Origin of the sequence: Marinobacter shunpengi, from assembly GCF_045449695.1 — a bacterium.
GTDB lineage: Bacteria > Pseudomonadota > Gammaproteobacteria > Pseudomonadales > Oleiphilaceae > Marinobacter.
Window position 1 is genome coordinate 305,413 of record NZ_JBJJKZ010000005.1, and the last position, 22,733, is coordinate 328,145.

General features: G+C 57.7%; 25 protein-coding genes and 1 pseudogene. 18 read left to right on the forward strand and 8 right to left on the reverse strand.

The genetic code is table 11. The annotated features are described in order from the left end of the window. Positions 1 to 30: 30 nt before the first annotated feature. Positions 31 to 804 carry an SDR family oxidoreductase gene (locus ACJO2E_RS03305; RefSeq protein WP_406961807.1) on the forward strand — a complete coding sequence of 258 codons (774 nt, stop codon included), beginning with the start codon at positions 31 to 33 and terminating at the stop codon, positions 802 to 804. 71 nt (positions 805 to 875) lie between these two features. On the opposite strand, the gene dacB is transcribed toward ACJO2E_RS03305, so the two are convergent. Continuing rightward, positions 876 to 2,402: a D-alanyl-D-alanine carboxypeptidase/D-alanyl-D-alanine endopeptidase gene (gene dacB / locus ACJO2E_RS03310; RefSeq protein ID WP_406961809.1), complete on the reverse strand. Its 1,527-nt coding sequence runs from the start codon at positions 2,400 to 2,402 to the stop codon at positions 876 to 878. A gap of 345 nt (positions 2,403 to 2,747) precedes the next feature. Between dacB and ACJO2E_RS03315 the strand changes: the two genes are divergently transcribed. Then, positions 2,748 to 3,161 (forward strand): GFA family protein, encoded by a 414-nt coding sequence (locus ACJO2E_RS03315; RefSeq protein ID WP_406961811.1) that lies wholly within the window; start codon positions 2,748 to 2,750, stop codon positions 3,159 to 3,161. Here the strand turns inward: ACJO2E_RS03315 and ACJO2E_RS03320 are convergent, their stop codons facing one another. Further along, positions 3,162 to 4,280: a PQQ-dependent sugar dehydrogenase gene (locus ACJO2E_RS03320; protein WP_406961813.1), complete on the reverse strand. Its 1,119-nt coding sequence runs from the start codon at positions 4,278 to 4,280 to the stop codon at positions 3,162 to 3,164. Between the two features lie 534 nt (positions 4,281 to 4,814). Between ACJO2E_RS03320 and ACJO2E_RS03325 the strand changes: the two genes are divergently transcribed. Then, positions 4,815 to 5,030, forward strand: coding sequence for a dodecin (locus ACJO2E_RS03325; RefSeq protein ID WP_406961815.1), 216 nt, complete (start codon positions 4,815 to 4,817; stop codon positions 5,028 to 5,030). Between the two features lie 17 nt (positions 5,031 to 5,047). Here the strand turns inward: ACJO2E_RS03325 and ACJO2E_RS03330 are convergent, their stop codons facing one another. Both ACJO2E_RS03330 and ACJO2E_RS03335 read right to left on the reverse strand, forming a co-directional pair. Next, positions 5,048 to 5,500, reverse strand: a complete 453-nt coding sequence (locus tag ACJO2E_RS03330; RefSeq protein WP_406961817.1) for a YaiI/YqxD family protein — start codon at positions 5,498 to 5,500, stop codon at positions 5,048 to 5,050. A gap of 178 nt (positions 5,501 to 5,678) precedes the next feature. Next, positions 5,679 to 6,491 carry a hypothetical protein gene (locus ACJO2E_RS03335; RefSeq protein WP_406961819.1) on the reverse strand — a complete coding sequence of 271 codons (813 nt, stop codon included), beginning with the start codon at positions 6,489 to 6,491 and terminating at the stop codon, positions 5,679 to 5,681. A gap of 328 nt (positions 6,492 to 6,819) precedes the next feature. Between ACJO2E_RS03335 and pdhA the strand changes: the two genes are divergently transcribed. The 5 genes and pseudogenes from pdhA (at position 6,820) to aqpZ (ending at position 12,251) form a co-directional block, all read left to right on the forward strand. Continuing rightward, a complete protein-coding gene (gene pdhA, locus ACJO2E_RS03340) occupies positions 6,820 to 7,902 on the forward strand; it encodes a pyruvate dehydrogenase (acetyl-transferring) E1 component subunit alpha (protein ID WP_406961821.1) in 1,083 nt (360 codons plus the stop codon). Further along, complete coding sequence (locus ACJO2E_RS03345) at positions 7,899 to 8,927, forward strand: alpha-ketoacid dehydrogenase subunit beta (protein ID WP_406961823.1); 1,029 nt, start codon at positions 7,899 to 7,901, stop codon at positions 8,925 to 8,927. Before pdhA ends, ACJO2E_RS03345 begins: the two co-directional genes overlap by 4 nt. Next, positions 8,924 to 10,045: a dihydrolipoamide acetyltransferase family protein gene (locus ACJO2E_RS03350; protein ID WP_406961825.1), complete on the forward strand. Its 1,122-nt coding sequence runs from the start codon at positions 8,924 to 8,926 to the stop codon at positions 10,043 to 10,045. Before ACJO2E_RS03345 ends, ACJO2E_RS03350 begins: the two co-directional genes overlap by 4 nt. Before the next feature lie 630 nt (positions 10,046 to 10,675). Continuing rightward, positions 10,676 to 11,418, forward strand: a pseudogene (locus ACJO2E_RS20090) (transposase); the annotation flags it as partial. Between the two features lie 143 nt (positions 11,419 to 11,561). Further along, entirely contained in the window at positions 11,562 to 12,251 is a 690-nt protein-coding gene (aqpZ, locus tag ACJO2E_RS03365) for an aquaporin Z (RefSeq protein WP_406961831.1), read from the forward strand. A gap of 342 nt (positions 12,252 to 12,593) precedes the next feature. Here aqpZ and ACJO2E_RS03370 read toward each other — a convergent pair whose 3' ends face one another. The 4 genes from ACJO2E_RS03370 to ACJO2E_RS03385 form a co-directional block, all read right to left on the reverse strand. Beyond that, positions 12,594 to 13,019 (reverse strand): hypothetical protein, encoded by a 426-nt coding sequence (locus tag ACJO2E_RS03370; protein ID WP_406961833.1) that lies wholly within the window; start codon positions 13,017 to 13,019, stop codon positions 12,594 to 12,596. Further along, positions 13,016 to 13,324 carry a hypothetical protein gene (locus tag ACJO2E_RS03375; protein WP_406961835.1) on the reverse strand — a complete coding sequence of 103 codons (309 nt, stop codon included), beginning with the start codon at positions 13,322 to 13,324 and terminating at the stop codon, positions 13,016 to 13,018. Before ACJO2E_RS03375 ends, ACJO2E_RS03370 begins: the two co-directional genes overlap by 4 nt. 1 nt (position 13,325) lies before the next feature. Continuing rightward, positions 13,326 to 14,000 carry a hypothetical protein gene (locus tag ACJO2E_RS03380; protein WP_406961837.1) on the reverse strand — a complete coding sequence of 225 codons (675 nt, stop codon included), beginning with the start codon at positions 13,998 to 14,000 and terminating at the stop codon, positions 13,326 to 13,328. A gap of 721 nt (positions 14,001 to 14,721) precedes the next feature. Then, a complete protein-coding gene (locus ACJO2E_RS03385; RefSeq protein ID WP_406961839.1) occupies positions 14,722 to 15,054 on the reverse strand; it encodes a hypothetical protein in 333 nt (110 codons plus the stop codon). 174 nt (positions 15,055 to 15,228) lie between these two features. Between ACJO2E_RS03385 and ACJO2E_RS03390 the strand changes: the two genes are divergently transcribed. The 10 genes from ACJO2E_RS03390 to ACJO2E_RS03435 all read left to right on the forward strand — a co-directional run bounded on the left by ACJO2E_RS03390 (position 15,229) and on the right by ACJO2E_RS03435 (position 22,690). Continuing rightward, a complete protein-coding gene (locus tag ACJO2E_RS03390) occupies positions 15,229 to 16,674 on the forward strand; it encodes an AAA family ATPase (RefSeq protein ID WP_406961841.1) in 1,446 nt (481 codons plus the stop codon). Between the two features lie 235 nt (positions 16,675 to 16,909). Then, positions 16,910 to 17,245 carry a hypothetical protein gene (locus ACJO2E_RS03395; protein WP_406961843.1) on the forward strand — a complete coding sequence of 112 codons (336 nt, stop codon included), beginning with the start codon at positions 16,910 to 16,912 and terminating at the stop codon, positions 17,243 to 17,245. Positions 17,246 to 17,292: 47 nt separating this feature from the next. Continuing rightward, positions 17,293 to 17,577: a hypothetical protein gene (locus ACJO2E_RS03400; protein WP_406961845.1), complete on the forward strand. Its 285-nt coding sequence runs from the start codon at positions 17,293 to 17,295 to the stop codon at positions 17,575 to 17,577. A 93-nt stretch (positions 17,578 to 17,670) separates the two neighbouring features. Beyond that, positions 17,671 to 17,964, forward strand: coding sequence for a hypothetical protein (locus ACJO2E_RS03405; RefSeq protein ID WP_406961847.1), 294 nt, complete (start codon positions 17,671 to 17,673; stop codon positions 17,962 to 17,964). Between the two features lie 92 nt (positions 17,965 to 18,056). Continuing rightward, positions 18,057 to 18,470 (forward strand): hypothetical protein, encoded by a 414-nt coding sequence (locus ACJO2E_RS03410; RefSeq protein WP_406961849.1) that lies wholly within the window; start codon positions 18,057 to 18,059, stop codon positions 18,468 to 18,470. Positions 18,471 to 18,538: 68 nt separating this feature from the next. Beyond that, the gene (locus tag ACJO2E_RS03415) at positions 18,539 to 18,946 is read left to right on the forward strand and encodes a DUF4279 domain-containing protein (protein WP_406961851.1); all 408 of its coding nucleotides are present in this window, start codon (positions 18,539 to 18,541) and stop codon (positions 18,944 to 18,946) included. A gap of 205 nt (positions 18,947 to 19,151) precedes the next feature. Next, the gene (locus tag ACJO2E_RS03420) at positions 19,152 to 19,430 is read left to right on the forward strand and encodes a type II toxin-antitoxin system RelE/ParE family toxin (protein WP_406961853.1); all 279 of its coding nucleotides are present in this window, start codon (positions 19,152 to 19,154) and stop codon (positions 19,428 to 19,430) included. Beyond that, on the forward strand, positions 19,430 to 19,723 hold the full coding sequence (locus tag ACJO2E_RS03425; protein WP_406961855.1) for a HigA family addiction module antitoxin: 294 nt from the start codon (positions 19,430 to 19,432) through the stop codon (positions 19,721 to 19,723). Before ACJO2E_RS03420 ends, ACJO2E_RS03425 begins: the two co-directional genes overlap by 1 nt. 71 nt (positions 19,724 to 19,794) lie before the next feature. Then, a complete protein-coding gene (locus ACJO2E_RS03430) occupies positions 19,795 to 20,421 on the forward strand; it encodes a DJ-1/PfpI family protein (RefSeq protein WP_406961857.1) in 627 nt (208 codons plus the stop codon). 226 nt (positions 20,422 to 20,647) lie between these two features. After that, positions 20,648 to 22,690 (forward strand): PhoX family protein, encoded by a 2,043-nt coding sequence (locus ACJO2E_RS03435; protein ID WP_406961859.1) that lies wholly within the window; start codon positions 20,648 to 20,650, stop codon positions 22,688 to 22,690. Positions 22,691 to 22,733 lie beyond the last annotated feature (43 nt).

Genomic DNA, 22,733 nt, shown 5'->3' on the forward strand with positions numbered 1-22,733 from the left:
GCGGAATCCGACACGATTAAGGAGAGAAACATGAGCAAGAAGAATCTGTTTGACCTGCAGGGCAAGGTGGCCCTGGTCACCGGTGCCAGCCGGGGGATTGGCGAGAGTGTGGCACGCCTGCTGGCGGACAACGGTGCCCACGTTATCGTCAGTAGCCGCAAGATCGACGGTTGTGAGGCGGTCGCCAGCAGCATTCGCGAGAACGGTGGCAGCGCCGAGGCCGTGGCGTGCCATATCGGCGAGATGGCACAGATCGAGTCCATCTGGCAGCACATCCGCGACAACCACGGCAAGCTGGATATCCTGGTGAACAACGCTGCTACCAACCCCTACTTCGGCAAGATCGAGGACACCGACATCGGTGCCTTCCAGAAGACTGTTGACGTGAACATCCGGGGCTACTTCTTCATGTGTGCCGAGGCGGCCAAGCTGATGAAGGCAAACGGCTGCCAGGGCGCCATCGTCAACGTGGCCTCGGTAAACGGCGTCACACCGGGCATGATGCAGGGCATCTATTCCATCACCAAGTCCGCGGTGATTGCGATGACCCGTTCCTACGCCCGCGAGCTGGGCCCGGACAATATCCGTGTCAACGCGCTGCTGCCGGGGCTGACCGACACCAAGTTCGCCAGCGCCCTGACCAGCAATGACAGCATCCGCGACCGGGCCCTGGAGCATATTCCCATGCACCGTATGGCCGACCCGGACGAAATGGCCGGCACCGTGCTGTACCTGGTGTCCGATGCCTCCAGCTACACCACCGGCACCTGTGTCAACGTGGATGGCGGTTACCTGACGGTCTGATCAGGCAGGGTCGCCGTCATGAAAAAGCCCCGGCAGTACCGGGGCTTTTTTGTGCGTCAATGAAAACCGCGTTACTGGGTGCCGGCCTGGGACAGGGCGGTACCGGTGGGCGGGTTGGTGTGCAGGGTATACAGCACCTTGTCGAGGATGGACTGCCCCTTCCAGGCGGGTGAGTGGTTGATGATGCCCACCACCGCCCAGGTGGTGTTATTGTCATCCCGCGTGAAACCGGCCACGGAGCGCACATCCTGCAGGGAGCCGGTCTTGATGCGGCCCATGCCCTCCATGTCCAGGTCACGCAGGCGCCGGGCCATGGTGCCGTCCATGGCCGTCAGCGGCATGGAGGTCATCAGGTCGGCACTGTAGGGGCTGGACCAGGCATTGGTGAGAATGGCGGACAGTTGCCGTGCAGTCATGCGGGCATGGCGGGACAGGCCGCTACCATTGTCGATAACCATACCCTGGGTATCGATGCCCTTGCCTTCCAGCCAGTCGTAGATGGCGCGGATACCGGACACGCGGTCGTCGTTATCCGCCGGGTGACGGTTTTCGGCGCCTATGGTGATCAGCAACTGGCGGGCCATGACATTGCTGCTCCACTTGTTGATGTCACGGACCATGGTGACCAGGTCCGGAGACGTGGTGCTGGACACCAGCCGGCTGCCGGACGGGGTCACGCCCTGGCGCCAGCCACCGCTGATGGTGCCGCCCAGTTCCTGCCACATGGCGATAATGAGCTCGCCGCTGTACTGGTCCTGGGGCAATAGCGACAGGTAGGAGGTAGTACGACAGCCTTCCGGCAGTTCCCCTTCCACGGTCACGGTGACATTGCCCCGATTGTCGAAGACCGGTTCCCAGGTAAACCGGCGGCGGCTCGGGCAGGGGCCTTCCTCGATGGCGGTGATGCGGTTGTCGATGGTGATGGCGGGCAGGGCAGGCGTCGCCCAGGCCTGGGTCCCGCGCTCATCGGCGCGGACCTGGAAGTGCACCAGGTTCATGTTGAGCAGTACCGGTGACGGCTCCACCAGGAATGGCCGGTGGGGATTGTTGCCGTTGTCATGGAACTTGGGCAGGCCGTCCGGCAGCGCGAACACCCGGCCGTCCAGCACCACATCGCCCTCGATATTACGCACGCCCATGGCGCGTATTTCCCGCAGGACCACCCAGAGGCGTTCGATGGTCAGCTTGGGGTCACCGTCGAAATAGACATAGAGGTCGCCCTTGAGGGTGTCACCCTCGAAGTCGCCATCGGTGTAGAAACGGGTGGTCCAGCGATAGTTGGGCCCCAGGATTTCCAGGGCGGCATAGGTGGTGAGCAACTTCATGATGGAGCCGGGGCTCATGACGGTATCGGCATTGATAAACTGCTCGATACCCGGGCCATCAAGGGGAACGGCGGCGACGCTGAGACCATTGACGTCGTCCAGGGATTCCTGGGCCAGCCCCTGGACTTCATTGCTCCAGAGGCGGGGCTCGGTGGTGGTTCCTTCGGCCGCGGCGGTGACCGGCAGGGAAAGCAGGGCTGCCGCAGTCAGGCCCGCGCCCAGGGAGCGGTAAAGGCCGGTCAGGTCGACTGCGATGGATCGAAGTTGCCACATTCCACAAGCTTCCGTTCTGTTGGTTTCAGTGTCCCTTCGACAGGACACCAGGTGCTTCGCCAGCGTTTGTTGTCAGGCGCCCCGGGACGATGCCGGTCCACAGTCCGGCATTCTGCGCAGACTCTAGGTCAGACAGAAACAACAACTGGATTAACAATAGCTCATTTTCTGTTCCGCTACTATGTTCTGAGCCTATACATAACGTTAAAAAATGACAGCAGGGTGCCGGAATTACAGCAATTTTGTGACGAGAAGTTACAGAATGTGCTGCCCGCGTTAGCGCGGGTTGCTAGAATGCCGGCCAAACGTTCACTGATGTATTCGATAAATCAAGGGGTTGGGGAAATGCTGACAGGACACTGCCTGTGTGGTGAGGTGAAATTCGAGTATGACGGCCCCCTGGGGCCCGTGGCCCTGTGCCACTGCAGCCAGTGCCGCCGCGCCCACGGCAGTGCCTTTTCCGCCAGCGCCCCGGTGCAGAAGGTGCATTTCCGGTTTACCGGAGGAGAGGACCGGATTACCGAGTACGAGTCCCGGCCCGGCAAGTATCGGGCGTTCTGCCGCACCTGCGGCAGCCAGCTCTATAGCCGGGTGGACGCCATCCCCGGCATCCTGAGGTTGCGGGTGGGGGTGATCAACGAGCCCCTGGGCAGGGGCCCGGCCGCCCATGTCTTCACCGGTTCCAAGTCAGACTGGTTCACCATCACCGATGACGTGCCCCAGTACGAGAAGACAGAGCGGGCCAACGACCCCCACTGATTATTCCGCTGGCAGGATGCGCAAAACCTGGCCGTCGGATTCGTCGGTCAGCAGCCACAGGTGCCCATCCGGCCCCATGATGACCGAGCGGAGTCGCTTACCGAAATCCGTGAGCAGGTCCTCCTCCCCGGTTATTTCACGGCCATCCAGTTCCAGTCGCACCAGTTTTTCCATCTTCAGGGCCCCTACGAACAGATCACCCTGCCATCGGGGAAAGTCATCCCCGGTATAGAAGGCCATGCCGGACGGGGCAATGGATGGGTCCCAGTAGTGCAGGGGCTGGGCCATGCCTTCCTTGTGGGTCTGTTCGGTGATGGTGGTTCCGCTGTAGTTGATGCCGTAGGTGATCACAGGCCAGCCATAGTTGGTGCCCGCCTCGATCACGTTCACCTCGTCGCCACCGCGAGGGCCGTGTTCATGGCTCCACACCGCACCGGTATCCGGATGCAGGGTCATGCCCTGGATGTTCCGGTTGCCCAGGGTGAACAGGGTATTGGCGCCCTCCTGACCGTGGAAGGGGTTGCTGTCCGGGGCATCACCGTCGATGGTGATCCGGTGCACCGCCCCGGCATCGTCGTTGATGTCCTGGGCCCGGTCCCGTTCGCCCCGGTCACCCACGGCCACGTATAGGTAGCCGTCTTCCGGGATCACCATACGACCGGCAAAGTGCCGGCTGGCACCGGAGCGGGGCAGGGCCTCGAAGATAACACGCACGTCCTGCAGGGCCTGGTCACGGTATTCCGCCCGGGCAACCCGGGTGGTCAGGCCGTCGCTGTTGCGGTGGGCATAGCTCAGGAACAGCAGCCGGTTGTCCTCGAAATCCGGGTGCAACAGCACGTCCAGCAGGCCGCCCTGTCCGGTGGCTGCTACCTCAGGGACACCGGAGACCGGCTCGGCCAGCAATTGCCCGTTGCGGATCACCCGCAGGCGACCGGCCCGTTCCGTCACCAGCTTGTCGCCGCCGGGCAGGAAGGCAATGGACCAGGGGTTTTCCAGACCAGAGGCAACGGTCTCCAGCCTGAAATCCGCCTGGTTTGAGGTGTAACGGTCCGCCGCCATGGTGGCCAGGGGAGTGGCTGCCAGGGTCAGGGCGGCGGTCAGTGTCAGCAGTCGTTGCATGGTCGTCTCCGCAGGTTGGTGGCGCTGTGTGAACGGCGCTGTGTGGAGGGAGAGCCTCAATGGTTTGATCATATCAACCACGCCGGGCCCGGCGAGGTGAGTAAGATTACTGTTTCTTCATCGGACGAATGCCCGTCCGGGGACCACCAAATTTACGAACGGGCTGATGACTGGATCATTATTGCAAATAAGAATCAATATCATTAATGTGTGAAGTAGGTTGTAATCACGCAATCCATTTCCGTGATTGCCTTGGCGATAGGGAGACAACCGTGTTCGAGCACGAACTGAAAGAGGGACTCAAGATTGCCGCTGCCGCCGGCCTGTTCATTCTGACCCTGGCGACCATCGTCGCTTTGGTGGGAACCGGAGTCTGACGCCAGCCGCGACAGCGAAAACCTGTGGGTTAAAAGCCACGTAATCGACCAGGTCCTTGAAGACCGGTACGACGGGCCTCAGGGATATCCTGTGCCATACTGGGGTTGTCACCCCGGTGACGCGCTTTTACGAGGAAACCGACAGGAGGCTTTTCCCATGTCTGATCATCACGTGTACAAGAAGACCGAGGTGGTAGGCTCCTCAAGGACCAGCATTGAAGACGCCATTGAGAATGCCCTGGCGGAATGCGCCAAGAGCATTCGCAACATGGAGTGGTTCGAAGTCACCGAAACCCGTGGCCATATCGAGAATGGCAAGGTGGGCCATTACCAGGTCAGTCTCGTGGTGGGTTTCCGTCTCGAGAACAGTTAGCCTTCCTGTTATCCCGGTCAGCGGTGGTGGTTCTTCTGCAGCCACCGGTCCAACTGGTCGGCAAATTCCTTGCGGTCCTGTTGGCTGAAGGCCGACGGGCCGCCGGTCACCTGCCCGGCGTTACGCATCTCTTCCATGAAATTCCTCATGGCCAGACGCTGGCGGATATTGTCGCGGGTGAAGGCCTGCCCCCGGGGGTTGAACACATCCGCCCCCTGCTCAATGGCCTCCGCCGCCAGGGGAATATCCTGGGTAATCACCAGGTCGCCGTTGCTGAGCTGGGCCATGATTTCATTGTCTGCCACATCAAAGCCGTGGGCCACCTGCCGGGACTTGATCCAGGGGCTGGGGGGGAGCTTGATGATGTGGTTGGCAATAAACGTGGTTTCGATCTGCCAACGGGTAGCCGCCCGGCAGAGAATTTCACGGATGGGCACGGGACAGGCGTCGGCATCGACCCAGATCGGCATGGTAATGGCCTCCGGAACAGGAATGGCGGGAGTGTAACCGGCTGCGGACGGTATTGGTAGCCGGTCACCCTGTCCGGCCTGTGCCCACCGGGGATGCTCCCCCGGGGTAACTGCGGCCCTGAAACACGAAAGCCCGACAGATGCCGGGCTTTCAACGATCAGAAGGCCGCCTCTGGAATTACAACGTCTGCAGGAACCCGTTGATGGTCTCACGCTGGTTCTTGGCGTCTTCCTTCGTCTGGAACACCACCTTCTGGCCATCGCGCCCCAGGTTCATGCTGTCGGCGAAGCCGCAGTCCACCTCGGAGACTTCCCGGACCCGTTCCTTGAAGCCGTCGTCGCTGAGGCAGAGGTATTCCATTTCCGCCGCCACCTGGCCGCAGTAGCCGGAGATGCTCAGGCTGTTCAGCTGTTCATTGCTGAGTGCCTCCCAGTCAACCCGGGTGGTTACCGGGCTGCCGCACACCTTGCTGGCGGACTCGTCGATGGCCTGCAGTGCACTCTGCTGGCGTTGCAGGGCCTTGCCCCGGTCAAAGCGGGCCAGTTCGGCCTGTACGCCTTCGGTCATCTGCTGCTCGTACTGGGCCGTCAACTCATCAAGGCTGATCTGTGCGCTGCGTTTCTCGTCGGTCTTGACCGCGTAGGGTTCCTGATGGCCGGGTACGTAGGCGGTGTAATCCGTGGGTGCCCAGTAGGAGTTGGTGTACACCACCAGCGAGCGCATCTTGCCGTCAACCTCGGCCCGGTAGGCGCGGCTGCTGTCCTCGCGCTCCTCGATATCGGCCAGCACGACCACCCCGTCCAGGGGGTGGTTAACACCGCTGAGTTTTACCAGTGCCTGGCTGTCGTCGGCGGTATGGGCCACAACGGCCTCCAGGTCGCTATCGCTGACCAGGGCCAACGGGCTATCCCCCAGCTCCAGGGCATGGGCCGACAGTGACAAAAGCGCAAGGGCTGCAGAAGCAACAAAAGTGGAAAGGGTCCGGGTCATGGGGTGAGTCCTTGTGTCCTGTTGAGCGGGGGATACCAGTGCGTCCGTCAGCGATTTACAAACAGACGTCTAGCTTCCTACCGCTGCCGATTTTGATGTCATTCCCTGTCATGCACAAGACGATAGTACATAACGTCTCAGATTCTATTTCGCAGCGAGAACTGTGTCTCGTTTTCGTTGATCAAACTTTCATCATCGACTAAAACCTAAAGGAGTACAGCTAATTCTGTACCCCACGTAAGCCGGTGTGATCCACCGGTCAGTGAACCAACAGCCAGCGTGACCCGACGGCCACAAGCCGGAACGGTGACGGTGTGAGGAGACGGGGATGAAACAACATCACGACTTCACGGTGGTGAGCGCCCGCTATCTGGATGAAGCCGGCCAGCCACTGGACAACCTGCCTGAACTGGCATCGGATACCCCGCGACTGCGGGACGCCTATCGCAACATGGTGCTCACCCGCACCCTCGACCAGAAAATCATTGCCCTGCAGCGTACCGGCAAGTGCGGCACCTATCCCTCGGTGCTCGGCCATGAGGTGATTGGCACCGCCATCGGCCAGTGCATGGACCACCACGACGTGTTCGTACCCTATTACCGGGACCAGGCCACGCAGCTCATCCGCGGTGTCCCCATCGTCAACATGCTGCTCTACTGGGGCGGCGACGAGCGCGGCAGCGCCGGCTGGGAGCGCTGCCCCGAGGACCTGCCCATAGCCGTCCCCATTGCCACCCAGTGCTGCCATGCCGTGGGCATCGCCACCGCCATGCGTATCCGCGACGAAAAACGGGCGGTGCTGGTCACCCTGGGTGACGGAGCCACCTCCAAGGGCGACTTCCTGGAGAGCATCAACCTGGCGGGCGCCTGGCACCTGCCGGTGGTATTCGTGGTGGCCAACAATCAGTGGGCCATTTCCACGCCCCGGGGCCTGCAGACCGGCAGCGAGACCATCGCCCAGAAGGCCATCAGCGGCGGGCTGCCGGGCCGGATCGTGGACGGCAACGACTATTTCGCCGTCAGTGAGGCGGTGGACCATGCCCTGGAGCGGGCCCATGGCGGCAAGGGCGCGTCGGTGATCGAGGCGGTCACCTACCGCCTGGGGGACCACACCACCGCCGACGATGCCACCCGCTACCGCAGCGCGGAGGAGCTCAAGGCCGCCTGGGAGCAGGACGGTATCAAGCGCTTCCAGAGCTACCTGCACAATGCCGGACTGTGGGACGCCGACCAGGAGAAAGAGTTACAGGCCCACTGCAAGGATATGGTGGAGAAGGCCGTACAGCGGTATCTGGACAAAGCGCCGGAACCACCCACCGCCATGGTGGACTACCTCTTCGATACCCTGCCGACAGCCTTGCAGGGCCAGCGTGAAAAACTCGCCCGCATCGGGCAGGGAGGTAACCCATGAACGCGTCCGTGGAGAAAGCCATCAACCACCAGCAGGGGGATGAAGTGAGCCGCGACGTCACCCTGGTGGAGGCCGTCAACATGGCCCTGGCCCGGGAAATGGAGAACGACGACAACGTGGTGGTGCTGGGGGAGGACATCGCCACCAACGGCGGCGTGTTCCGGGCCACCGTCGGCCTGAAGGAACGCTTCGGCTACAAGCGGGTGATGGACACGCCCCTGGCGGAAACCCTCATCGCCGGCACCGCCGTGGGCCTGGCCACCCAGGGCTTGAAACCGGTGGCGGAGTTCCAGTTCATGGGCTTTATCTACGCCGGCCTGGAGCAGATCATCAGCCACGCCGCCCGCATGCGGAATCGCACCCGGGGCCGGCTGCATTGCCCCATTGTCTATCGCGCGCCCTTCGGCGGTGGCATCCATGCCCCGGAACACCACAGCGAGAGTACCGAGGCCCTGTTCGCCCACATCCCCGGCCTGCGGGTGGTGATCCCCAGTTCCCCGCAACGGGCCTACGGGTTACTGCTGGCGGCCATCCGCAACCCGGATCCGGTGATCTTCCTGGAGCCCAAGCGCATCTACCGGGCCGTCACCCAGACCGTGAAGGACAACGGCGATGCGCTGCCGCTGGACACCTGTTTCACCCTGCGGGAAGGGGACGACGTCACCCTGATCAGCTGGGGCGCCCCTATCATGGAAACCCTGCAGGCCGCCGACCGGCTGGCGGAGCAGGGGGTATCCGCGGAGGTGATCGACGTGGCCACCATCAGCCCCCTGGACCGGGAAACCCTGCTGTGCTCCGTGGCCAAGACCGGTCGCGCGGTGATTATCCACGAGGCCTGCCGTAACGGCGGCTTCGGCGCGGAAGTGGCGGCCAGCATTGCCGAGGGCGCCTTCCTGGACCTGCAGGCGCCGGTGGTTCGCGTTACCGGCTACGACACCGTCATGCCGTACTACCGCAATGAGGCCCATTATCTGCCGAAGACGGAAGACATCGTCCAGGCGGTGGAGGAGGTGATCGCACTATGAAGTACTTCAAGCTACCCGACCTGGGCGAAGGCCTGCCGGAAGCGGAAATCGTGGAATGGCATGTGAAGGTGGGCGATACCGTGGAAGTGGACCAGACCCTGGTCAGCGTGGAAACCGCCAAGGCCATCGTGGAAGTGCCGTCACCGGAGGCCGGTGTGATCGCCAAGCTGTTCGGAGAGGCCGGCGACATCATCCACACCGGTGAACCCCTGATGGCGTTCGAGGGGGAGGGGGATGACAGCGGCACAGTAGTAGGAGAGCTAAAGGGCTCCGATAAAGGTGAGGAAGGCAGCCAGGAGGACCAGTTCATCATCGGCGCCGCCCCCTCCAGCAAACGGGCCAGGGCCAACCGCGCCACCCCGGGCGTGCGGGCCCTGGCCGAGCGCCTGGGCGTCAGCCTGGAGGCCATCAAGGGCAGCGGCCCCGGAGGGCTGATCACCAACGACGACGTGCACCGCCAGGCCAGCCACCAGAAACAGCTTGGCGAAGCGGAAGGCCTGCGCGGCCCCAGGCGCACCATGGCCAAGAACATGGCCCTGTCCCACGCCCAGGTGGTGCCGGTGTCCATCTTCGAGGACGCCGATATCCACGACTGGCCGAAGGGCACCGACATCACCATGCGCCTGGTGCAGGCCATCGCCCACGCCTGCGAGGCCAGCCCGGCCCTGAACTGCTGGTTCGACGGCGACAACCTCAGCCGCCGCCTGCTGGACGAAGTGCACATCGGCATCGCCGTGGACACCCCGGACGGCCTGTTCGTCCCGGTGCTGCGGGACGTCAACCACCGCACCATGGACGACCTGCGAAAAGGCCTGGAAAACCTCCGCGAAGCCGTCGCCACCCGCAAGATCCCACCCCAGGAAATGCAGGGCGCCACCATCACTCTGTCCAACTTCGGCACCATGACCGGCCAGTACGCGAACCCCATCGTCAGCCCTCCCCAGGTGGCGATTGTCGGCGCCGGCAAGATCCGGGAGAAGGTCGTGCCTCACGAGGGTAAACCAGCGGTGCGGCGAATCATGCCCCTGTCCGTAACCTTTGATCACCGGTCCGCAACCGGGGGAGAGGCTGCGCGGTTTATGGCGGGGTTGGTGGATTCGTTGCAGAGCGTACCGTGATGCGGAGCAACCCTTGACCCAGGCCCCGCCCCGGCGGGGCTTTTTCGTTTGAGGCAGGGTGAAGATTGGTGTAGGTTGAATTCATTAAAGAATTTTTAATGATTGGGCGGTAAAAGGAATACGCCAGATGATTGCGGAGATTCTTTGGCTGGACCTGTAAGTCATTTTTATTTTTGAATGTTTTTTAAGTGCGCAAGCGGTTCATTTTGCAATAATGAAGCGGTCAGATTTTTACAATCATAAAGAGGTCTATCTAACTGCTGTTAACTTCAATGGACATCGAACAATTACGTCGAATTCGGAACAAGAACGTCCAGTAGCAGAACCAACTGGCGTATCTTGAAATGGAGCTGGAGGCCGATTCATTTCTTGGACTTCCCCCGATACGCCGGCGTTAAAAATCAGAGGGAATCGTGCTTAAGCTAGATACACAGCCAGTTGTCTATTATTCACAGCTCGATGAGGACCATTTCTTTACTTGGGCGCAAGAAATCCCATGTGTAAAAAGTATCGACCGTGGTTATCTGCATATCCAAGAAGCTGAGGTAGACGAGCAGGCAATGAGAGATCTCCTCGCCCTCTTGGAGCGTTACGGGCTGTCACCAAAGCCTCTCGCAGCACTGTGTACTCCCGAGAATGAGTCGTGGTTCAAAGACAAGGAAAAGTTCTGGTACCACGATGTCTTCGAGAGCTTTTAACAAGCAAGGGCACGATCCAGGGCTATAACGACGTCGCCACGGTGGACAGGAAACACCAGGTCATCATTGGCGCCCAGGCCTTTGGCGAACGCCAGATCAACGGCTACGTGCCGGACAACCAGTTCCGCAGCCGGGCCCCGAAGTTCGCCCACCAGAAAGACAAGTCCGGCAAGCGACAACAGAGCCTGCCCGACAATGGCTGGAAGGAGACCATTCCGGCCAGTGACTTCCCGTTCGAACCGGTCAACCTGACCTGTGTCTACCCAAGCGGCGAAACTCTCACCTACCGGGGCCAGCGGGAAGCCGAAAATGGCAAGATCCGGGTGCACTTCAAAGGCCGTTTTCTGCAATGCCGGCATAGCCTGAAGAAGCACCAATGCATCCAAAACTCCCGCATCAGCCAATCGCCGGAATGGCTCTGGCCGCCAGGTCTGATTCTCTTTCGCAAACACACGTCTCGAGCTATACCGACTGGATGACACACCGGGTAGACAGTCCGCAGTGCAAAGAGATCTACAGTCATCGAATGTCGGTGGCGGAACCGGTATTTGCAACATTGGCACCACAAAATGGTTGAATCGCTTCAGTCTGCGGGAAAGGAAGTAGGTGCAGGGCCAGTGGCAGCTATACTGCCTGATGCACAATGTTGAGAAACCGGCCGATAAAGGAGACTGAGCGGATATTGCCGACAGCAAAAAACGCACCTGCCAGAGGTGGGTGATCAAAGAACAACTGCAGTGGTTGGTGGAAATGGCCCGGGATCGGGTTTTTCTGCAGCCTTGTTGGACAGGATGGTCAACAATACGAAGGAGGACAGTATGAAGAAATATAGCGCAGAGTTCTTTGGAACATTCTGGCTGGTTCTTGGTGGATGCGGCAGCGCCGTTTTAGCGGCTGCGTTCCCGGATGTTGGCATTGGCCTGCTTGGCGTGGCACTGGCATTTGGTCTGACCGTGCTCACTATGGCCTTCGCCATCGGGCATATATCTGGCTGTCACCTCAACCCGGCCGTTTCTTTTGGCCTCTGGGCCGGAGGTCGCTTCCCCGCAAATGAGCTGCTGCCCTACATTGTTGCGCAGGTCTTGGGCGGGGTGGTAGCAGGTGGTGTTCTGTATCTTATTGCTTCCGGTAAGCCAGGCTTTGATTTATCCGCCGGCTTTGCCTCAAATGGATACGGTGCCCACTCGCCTGGCGGGTATAGTTTGCTGGCAGCCCTGATAACTGAAGTGGTCATGACCATGATGTTTCTCCTTGTCATTATGGGCGCTACTGACAAACGGGCACCACAGGGTTTCGCACCGATTGCCATTGGTTTGTGTCTGACTCTCATCCATTTGATTAGCATCCCGGTTACAAACACCTCGGTGAATCCTGCACGCAGTACGGGCGTTGCTGTGTTTGTAGGCGATTGGGCGATTTCACAGCTTTGGCTTTTCTGGGTGGCTCCAATAATTGGCGGTATGCTCGGTGCGGCGATCTATCGGTTTATCGGTAGTGAAAAAAACTAAACAGGAAAATGCCCAACACATATGAGCCTTCTCGGAATCAGTAGGCAATAGTCATTTTTTGGGGCAGCGCCAGCGGCCAATCATGAACCCAGGAGCGAGAACGCCTGCTTCGCTAGTCTCGCGGGGCTGTCAAGCACTCGGGAAAATCGGGACAGATTTATTCTTTGGGCCGTCCGGGTGGCCTGGCTTTGATGCGGAAGCCAATAAGGCGCTCGACCTCCTCGAGGAAGCGGTCGCCGCTCTTCAGCTTGTTTTTGTCGATGGCAGCCTGTATCGCCAGAAAATAAATCTGTCCCGGTTTTCAGCCTGGAAGCAACCTGAGGCATGCCCGCGGGCGGGCCATCAGGGCGTGGGGAAAGGCCTGCCCCTGGACAATTGGCTGGTTGCAGTAGCTAACCGGTCCTGGCAGCGTTCCCGTGAAAAGTGGCGAAGCTGCCAGGACTCGCGTGTATCGCTGTCGGAGAGCTCAAGTTCCTGATAGCGCTCCTGCGCAGAAACCAGTGCCGAATCGAACTCGGTTTGTTCCCAGCCGGCCTCACTCGACGCATCGCTTAGAGCGAATGCCGTCTCGCGGTACGTCTCAGCAGCGGTTGGGTCTGACTGATACTCCGACGCCGTGTTGGCGCACATCAGGAGATCCAGGTAGGTTCTTACCACTGGTGTCAGACGTTCTCCAGGGGCGGCAGGACTGTCTGCGTTAGCGGAAGCGGCAAACCCCACACCGGCCGCAAACAGAACCGCGAGCTTCTTCCCTGTGTTGAACCTCATTCCTTACCTCCGTTATCCAGCGCCGATGGTCTGAGGTCGCCTTCTGCTTTCACCGCCACTGAATAACCAGCTTGCAGCGGCAGAAAGATAATTGGCCAGATAGCGACGCTAAGCCAGAGGGTGGGTTTGGCCCCGAACCAATGAGCCACCACGCTGGCGGCAATCGCCAATAGAAATGCGCTGCACCCCGTACAGCAGAACCAGTTGACCCAGGTAGCAGACAGCGACTTTCGCTTTATGCTGGCCAGCAGCGCGTAATAGAGGAATGAGCCGGCAAGGCCGGAGCCCAGGAGGACAATCAGCATTTCAGAGGTCCTGATAGGCGAGAAGGCCTCGCGCAGCAAGTTCCCGCCTCGCCACTTCCGATTCCTTACTGGCCATGATGTTAAGTCCGGAAATGACGATGATTGTCGGAATACTGGCGATGCCAATGGCCGAAAGTAACCGGCCTCCAATGCCGAGTCGCTTGCTGATTTCCTGCACCAGTCCACTTTTCTTCATGAGGGCATCGATCTGTCCCTGGGCCTGCTCTTTCAATGCCGCTCTTGGCCCTTTCAGGGACATAACCACAAGTGCCGTTGCCAGGGAGCCCACACTGAAATCGGGCAAACTACCGACACTAAGGGGCTCCGTGGCAGAGGTTTTGGCCTGGGAAAAGTTGAAGAACTCCAACAGTTCTTCGTCCGACAGGGACCACATATACCAGTAGGGTTGAACAATCTGGCTGGTAACCAGGCCCATCAGCTTATCCGTCAGTTGACCGCGGGGAACATCGTTCCTGATCGCCGACAGGATTTCCCGACGCTGCGGGCTTTCGATATGACGATAAACGGATATGCCATTCAGGATCGGAGAAAACAGCTCCGGTGATGCCATGATCTGGCTTTGATAACCGTTTAGCCCCATCAGATCGGCGAGGGCAGCCAGAGGGGCCGAGTTGAAATCAGAGGTGACGTAGCGATCAGTAGCCACTGCGGTCATAAGTACGCTCCTTGTCTGAGTGCTTGATAACAATCCACTGTTATTCTGCTGGTCAGGAATGGTTCCAGAACCCTGATGACCGTGTCAAGACGACGCTGGACTAGCCTTTAGACACTGAGCCTTTGGACACAGGGCCATGATCAGGGGGAACCGTCCTGATCTACGAACACGTTGATTGACCCAGGGGCAAGGACTTCGCGACGGGGTAGCACCGGGTTCCCCCCTCGCTTCGGAGAGATTTTCTGTTTGAGGCAGGGTGAAGATTGGTGTAGGTTGAATTCATTAAAGAATGTTTACTGATTGGGCAGTAAAAGATAGATGTCAGATGATTGCGGAGATTTTCGGCTGGGCCTGTAAGTCTTTATTATTTGGGCTTGCTTTTTATGTTAGCAAACGATCCACAAAACCAAATAAGGAAGATCGTTGCTGAACGCTTTTTTGGCTACCCTCGGAGAGGCCCGCTTGTGCGTGACAAGACGCGGCTTGGATACACACAAGCGGGTCTCCGTGGGCTCACCATTCATCAGCGATGGGGGTTACCTTCGTTGGTTGCCATTCGCTTCTCTACAGCACGCCTCGAACTACTCGCCTGGAGCCGTATCGCATGCCTGGTAATCCTGAGTGGTCAGAGAGGAAGGTGAATCCTGATGCTCTGATAGAACTGGGCAGTCAAACTGTTGTTAGGTCTCAGCCCGCTATGGACGGGCTGAGTAACCGGCTTTCAGATTTGGGGAGCAAACTCTGTGGCATCAAGAGTGCTTTCTTGCTGATCCTTGATCAGCGCGCGAGCTTGTTTGGCTGTGAGAACGACCCTTGTTTCAGAGTCCTGGTACAACTTTGCGTAAGAATCAACATCTTGAGCCGTGTATTTCTGACCATTAGGACTGTTTTTAGTCATTTGCAGTGCGGTGACTTCTGGGTCGACGCCTTGTTCAGTCATTTTTCCAGACCGTTCAACAACTGAACCGGAGCGAGAAGCAGGGCTAGACACTTTTTCGAGCAGGTCCGTCGTCCTATCTGCGACGCTGCTGGTTACATCTGTGAGATTAGACATATGGCACCTCGTGTTTTCAGTTAGCAGGGTGGGGCTGATTAAGGCTTACCAAGCCCCGTTATGATGTATAGGAGTGGCCTCAGCGAATTTCAAGGTCACGTCACAGAATTAACAAGTTTCTGAGCAAGGCGTTAAACAAAAAACGAGGAATTGAATAAAGGAAAATTTATGCCTTTGAGTAGAGAAGTAAGAAGGTTGGCAGGAAAGTGGCAGAGAGGTGACTTTCCGAAACATCTCGAATGGATTGAGATTAATGGTATAAGAGGTTGGGCTGGCCAACGAGTTGATTTTAATTTTCCGATAGTCGCTATTTGTGGCGAGAACGGATCGGGGAAAAGCACGATTATCCAGACCGCGGCGAGTATTTATGAATCGTCATCTGATGAAACCCACTTCGCGTCTAGTTTCTTCCCTGATACAGCTTGGGATTCTCTCTCAGGGATTATTTTAAAGGCATCTATCAAAGAAGGGAAAAACTCAACAGAGGTTTCTCTTCGAAAGCCTACTACAAGATGGAGAGGTAATGAGAAAAGGAAGTTAAGGCCTGTAAAGTATCTTGATCTCCGGCGTATTCAGCCCATCGCTGCAAGGACCGGGTATGCTCGCCTAGCTAAGCCTGCACTCAATGAGGCTGACGCTCAGGCCTTTGAGCAAGAAGCCTTGCAACGATTCTCATCCATTATCGGCAAAACCTACTCGTCTGCGAGACAGGCAACGACTAACTTTGATCCCAATCGTATGGTGCCGGTTGTTTCTCATGACGGAGAAGAATATTCGGGTTTTCACCAAGGAGCGGGTGAGGCGACTATTGCAGATTTGATCTCAATCGATATACCTAAATATAGCATTGTACTCATTGATGAGATAGAAACTTCCTTGCACCCTCGGGCCCAACGACGGTTGATAAGAGATCTTGCAGAGATAGCTCGCACGAAACTTGTCCAGTTTATTCTTACCACTCATTCGCCCTACGTTCTAGAAGAATTGCCTCCCTCCGCTCGGGTATACGTTTTTAAAGAGGGAGACCAAAAGGCGGTTGTTCCAGGTGTGAGTCCGGAGTTCGCTCTTTCAAAAATGGATGAAGAAATCCATCCAGAAGTTGATGTCTACGTCGAGGATGAGACGGCCAGAATTCTTTTAGAAGAAATTATGGCAAAAAGGGCTCTCGATAAGCTTGCACGATGCTCGATATCGGCATTTGGTGCAGCCTCTGTAGGGAAATCTCTAGGACAAATGGTAGATGGTAATCGATTCCAGCGGCCAACCATTGTGGCACTCGACGGAGACCAAGACCCTTCGCCTGGCTGTCATATTCTTCCCGGTGGTGATGCGCCTGAACGGGTAGTTTTTGAAGACCTTGAACAAATCGGGTGGCAGGGTATCTCTCCATTAATAAACCGTTCTCATGCGGATTTCGTCAGCGCAGCAAGCAACGCATTAACTTTACCTGAGCACCATGAATGGATTAAATCTGTAGCTGATAGGATGGTTATTGGTAAGGAAGAAGTTTGGCGCGCAATGAGTAGGGTTTGGCTTAATGAATGCGCAGAACCAGACGTAGCCGAGGATATCGTTGAATCTTTGGCTGACTTCTTAGACAACAACGTTGCGGTTGTTTAACCAGTGAATCAAGCCGACTGTTTTGCGCTAGCGCTCAAAACGGCGGCTTATTCTGGTGTTAGCTTTTACGAAGTCCCGAGGTTACATGGAAATCTATTTATCGATAGCATCTGTGATCGTGGCGCTCTGTGCTCTTGGATTTACCGCGTGGCAAACAAGTGTACAGCGGGCCCACAATCGGATTAGTGTAAGACCCCATTTATTCACCCTTACCAAGCGGGAGAAGCACAATGACATGGCACGCCTCCAAGTGCTTCTGATCAACAATGGGCTTGGCCCTGCCTATGTCAATCAGTTTCAAATTTATCACAAGGGTAAACAGTGTGAACCAGAGGCCGCCCTTTCCGCTGCTTTAGGAGAGTTGTCGAAAAACTCCACACGAACAATCCTAGGCAATGACTACGCAATGCCTGCAAACGAAAAGAAAGTATTGCTGGCAATCACTTTTCCGGCAACTTCAGATGAGGAAATTGCTAGTGTTGAGGAGAAGATCGATACCTTAGATTTGGTTATCGATTACTCATCTGCCTACGAGAAAATGGCTCCTTTTGATAGCCGAAACAAAAGCTAACAATCGACTTCCGTCAGTGTTTGAGACGTTAAAAATCAGAGGGAACCGTGCTCAAGCTAGATACACAGCCAGTTGTCTATTATTCACAGCTCGATGAGGACCATTTCTTTACCTGGGCGCAGGAAATCCCATGTGTGAAAAGTATCGACCGTGGTTATCTGCATATCCAAGAAGCTGAGGTAGACGAGCAGGCAATGAGAGATCTCCTCGCCCTCTTGGAGCGTTACAGGCTGTCACCAAAGCCTCTCGCAGCACTGTGTACTCCCGAGAATGAGTCGTGGTTCAAAGACAAGGACAAGTTCTGGTACCACGATGTCTTCGAGAGCTTTTAAGCAAGCGCGGCAGGCGGATTAAATTTCCGCTCCTCCATAGCTGCAATTTTCCCGCTGTGCGGGACATTATGAGTCTAGTGATTGGATAGCTAATTGAAAGATCGAGAAATTATTGATGTGGCGCTTGATGCTTGCAGAAAACTGGCTGCTGGTGAGGTTTCGGCCCGTGAGGCGGCCCTGCGTATAGCTAATGCTGTTTACTCGAGCGACACTGAACCTGAATTACCGGAATTCTTCGTGATGGCGGCCCTTGAAGATGAATACGGGGAGTTCGGTAAGGACTATAGGATTCAGTTCTATGGCGAGCAGCGAGCCCGGGAGCTTCAGCTAGATGTAGAACGAAAAATCATTGAAACCGCAAAGAGTATATTGGCCAAGTATGCATGAACTCAACAAAGTGTTGTGGTTCGCTCCGACTTACGGCCTTCACTCGATTCCCTGACGGCCCTCCGCTAAACCAAAGCGCTACAAGGTACAACATGACTGTTGATCAAGACACTAGAAAGGCTCTCCGCTGGAACGCAGGATTACGGAGCAGTGAAACCAAGAAAAAGGTTTCTGGGCCGGATTATTCGATGTCATACGCCTGTCTTACCTGCAAAACTGCCAATAAACGCCATGTGGAAGGATTGCCCTCCGACTACCCTCTTAAGATGCAGTGCCCGGTCTGTAACGGCACCATGTTCAATGTCGGTCGTCATTTTAAGGCTCCTAAAAAATCTGACCTTACTCAGTGGAAGAAGGTCCAGTTTTTGATTGAGCATGGCTTTCTGTTCCAAAAAATCAGGCTGGAGCCCAACAGCTACGAATCTGTTCCGTACCCGGCTACTCTGGAAGAGGCAAGAGAATTCGTGGTTAAGTACAGAAGTTGGGCAATAACCGACACCTTGTAGAAAATCCGGCCTGCGGATGTGCTGCATACGCCGTTGCCTTCAGCGTCACGCATGTGAATCGGAGAATTATGGCCACAATCAGTCAGACAAAGGCAATACTTCGGGTGATCGGTGATGATCTTCTGCCCGAGGACATAACCGATTCGCTTGGTGGCTTTCCAACACATTGGCAGGCTAAAGACCAGAAAGTCGTTGCCAAGTCCGGGAAGGTGCGAATAGCTACGGCAGGGCTGTGGGGGTTGTCTGCTGCCGATCAGATGCCCGGCGATTTGGATGTTCAGATTTCCGAAATTCTGGACCAGCTCACAGATAATCTTGATGCGTGGCAGGAGCTGGCTGATAACTACCGAATTGATCTTTACTGCGGAGTTTTCTTGGACGGGAGTATGGAAGGGCTCAGTCTTAGCCCGGCATCCCTTTTGAAGCTTGGTGAGCGAAATATATTGTTAGATATGGATATTTATGGGGCTGATTGAGGCCCCGAACTGGATTTCCCCAGTGTAGTGGACGCGCGTCGTTAGCCCAAAAAACAGTGTAACCATCCCCTAAAACCGGCGCTCTGATCGATCGCTGACGCATAAAACCGGTTGCAGCGGATGGTCTGCTACGCAGCCTCCGGGCGGGGAGTCATAATGTCTAAGCTCCATTGTTGCGCGATGCGCAACATGCTGCCATCCTCTCATGATTAAATCATTCCGTCACAAAGGACTGAAACGGTTCTACTCGACCGGCAGCACCGCAGGCATACAGCCTGACCACGCCAGGAAACTGCGTATGCAGTTGGCTGCTCTGGATACCGCCACTTCGGTGGAGGACATGGATATCCCTGGCTTTCGGCTTCATCCATTGAAGGGAAAAGACAAAGGGCGTTGGTCGGTTCGGGTTAACGGTAATTGGCGCATGGCGTTCGAATTTCAGGACGGCAATGCCTACATTCTTGATTATGAGGATTATCACTGATGACTATGCATAATCCGCCGCATCCTGGTGAATTCATTCGGGAAGTGTACCTGGAGCCTTTCGGTATCAGTGCCCGTCAGCTTGCGTCCAGTCTGGGGGTTTCACCCTCCACGTTGTCTCGGCTGCTCAAAGGGGATAGTGGTATTAGCCCGGAGATGTCTCTTCGGCTATCCAGGGTTCTCGGGCGTAGTCCTGAAAGCTGGTTGGCGATGCAGGATATCTACGATCTTTGGGTGGCCCGCAATACGGTCAATCTGGATGGAATTCATCCCCTGGACTTCGAAGCAGCTTAGCCAGTGGCTGTGTAACCGTCCCCTGCCTGCTGCACCACCCTGGGGAAGGGTGGCTCTGAAAGGAGAAAACCATGAACTTCGGAATCGTCATCTTCGACCAGGCTGAAGAACTTGATTTTGTGGGTCCGTGGGAGATGGTCACCATGTGGAGCCGGTTTGCCGATGGGCCGGAGGAGTGCCTGCTGGTTGCCGAGAAACCAGGGCCCGTGACCTGCGCAAAGGGCATGTCGGTCAATCCGCACACCACCTTTGCGGAATGCCCCCCGCTTGACTATCTGCTGGTGCCGGGCGGTGAAGGCACACGGCGGGAAGTGTCGAATCCCGGGATGCTCTCCTTTGTTTCAACTCAGGCCCGGAGTGCCAGGGCTGTGCTTTCGGTATGCACCGGGTCGTTCGTGCTGCATGCGGCCTCGCTGCTTTCCGGCAAGCGCGCGACAACACACTGGGGCTCCCTGGACAGGCTGCGGGCGTTGGGGGATGTGGACGTCCTGGAGCAGCGTTATGTGCAGGACGGAACGATCTGGTCATCTGCCGGGGTCTCCGCCGGCACCGACATGGTGCTGGCCTTTATTGCCGAGGTGGCGGGCGAGGAGGCGGCTGGCAAGGTTCAGTTTGGGGCCGAGTATTACCCGTCCACCAGAAAGTACGGGGGCTTCGAGAAACACGCGAAAGCGCCAGCGTATGTGCGGAGCACCTGAGGCTTGCGGTTTCGGGATGCGCCAGCAGTCACGCCGCTGTTGCAGCCTCAGTACAGGCTACCCATGATTCGTCCACTTTTGATGTTTATGTGAACGTTTTTTTATCTGTAGATCAGACACATAGCATTCATCGTAACGAAACGTAACCGTCACGGTACCGTCAACTAATTCTCTCATCCTGCCAAGGCTATCAACATCACAACCATGGCCGCGAGAGAGAACAAAGATGGACCAGAAACACTATAGTATTGAACACATTACCGGTGACCACGAGCACGAGCCGGTGGTTAACCATTCCGGCAACCGTCCCTTCCAGTCCGTGCTGTCTGCACGTATGGAGCGCCGTACCGTGATGAAGGGCGGCGTGGGCGCCGCGCTGGCGAGCCTGATGGGGGTGTCTGCGCTTGGCCTGGTGGGCTGTTCCAGTGACGACGATGACGATGATAGCGCTGAGCAGCCCGGCGACGGCGGCTCCGGTGGTTCGGTGACGCTGGGCTTCGAGGCGGTCATGCCATCTACCGCCAACGAGGTTGTGGTGCCGGCCGGCTACACGGCCACGGTGTTCCTGCCCTGGGGCACCCCGATTACCGGTAGCTATCCCGAGTTCCAGCCGGATGGCACCAACACCGGCGCCCAGCAGGAAGAGCAGGTGGGCATGCACCATGACGGCATGACCTTCTACCCGATCGACGTCAAGACCGGCGGCAACAGCTCCGAGGAAGGGCTGCTGGTGATGAACCACGAGTACATCGACATTGATGCCCTGCACCAGAATGGTCCGACCGTCGATGCCGGCGTTCGCACGGTGACCGACGAGGTTCGTAAGGAAATCGCCGCCCACGGGGTCAGCGTGTGCCATATCCGGAAAACTGACGGCGTCTGGGACCTGGTGTTCGGCAGCGAATACAACCGCCGCATCACCGGCGCCACCGAGATGGACATCCGTGGTCCGCTGCGTGGCCACGACAAGCTGGTCACCGCCTTCAGCAATGATGCCACCGCCACCCGCGGCACCCTGAATAACTGTTCCATGGGCCCGACGCCCTGGAACACCTACCTGGCCGCCGAAGAGAACTGGCACGGCTACTTCAAGAACGACGATACCCCGCTGCCCCGGGAGCACGCCCGCCATGGCATTGGCACCGGCACACGCTACGCCTGGGAAACCGCCACGGGTGGCACCAACGGCGAGTATGAGCGGTTCAATGCCACCAGCATTGAGGCCTCCGCAGACCTGGACTACCGTCACGAGCCGAATACCTACGGCTACATGGTGGAAATCGACCCGTTCGCGCCGGAGTCCCGCCCCAAGAAGCGCACCGCACTGGGACGCTTCGGCCACGAGGGCGTTATCTTCGCCCCCGCCACCGAAGGCGAACCGGTGGTGTGCTATTCCGGTGACGACAGCCGTTTCGAGTATATCTACAAGTTCGTGTCCGCCCAGCCGTACCACGCCGACACCGCCAGCGGTGACCTGCTGGACGAGGGCACCCTGTACGTGGCCCGCTTCAACGAGGATGGCACCGGTGACTGGCTGGCACTGTCCCTGGACGATGCGGATTTCGTCAGCGCGATGAACGCGGCCGTCGGCACCCAGGTGGGCGATATCCAGTTCGATACTCCCTTCGCCGACCAGGGCGAAGTGCTGCTGAACACCCGCCTGGCCGCCGACATCATGGGCGCCACCCCCATGGACCGCCCGGAGTGGGGCGCCGTGGATCCCAACACCGGCGAGGTGTACTTCACCCTGACCAACAACACCCAGCGGACGGAAGACCAGGTCAACGCCGCCAACCCCAATGCCAACAATGAGACCGGTCATATCATTCGCTGGAGCGAGGATGGTGGGGATTACGCCGCCACCAGCTTCCAGTGGGATATCTTTGTGTTTGCTGGCGTGGCTGGTACCGAGACGGTAGTGGACGGCGAAGCCGTGGTGACGCTGGACGAAAGCAATATCTTCAACAGCCCGGATGGCCTCTGGTTTGACGGCAGCGGTCGTCTCTGGATCCAGACCGACGGAAGTGATGCGGCGCCCTACCAGAACAACATGATGCTGGCTGCCAACCCGGAGACCCGTGAGATCAAGCGGTTCTTCGTTGGCCCGGTGGGCTGCGAGGTCACCGGTGTGACCAGCACGCCGGACCAGACCAGCATGTTCGTGGGCATCCAGCACCCGGAAAGCTGGCCGGCCGGTTCTGCCGCAGGCCATCCCCGTTCATCGGCGGTGCTGGTGACAAAGGATGACGGTGGCGTGATCGGCGCCTGATAGCCTACCGTCGCAAGAAAAAAAAGCCGGCCCCCGTGGCCGG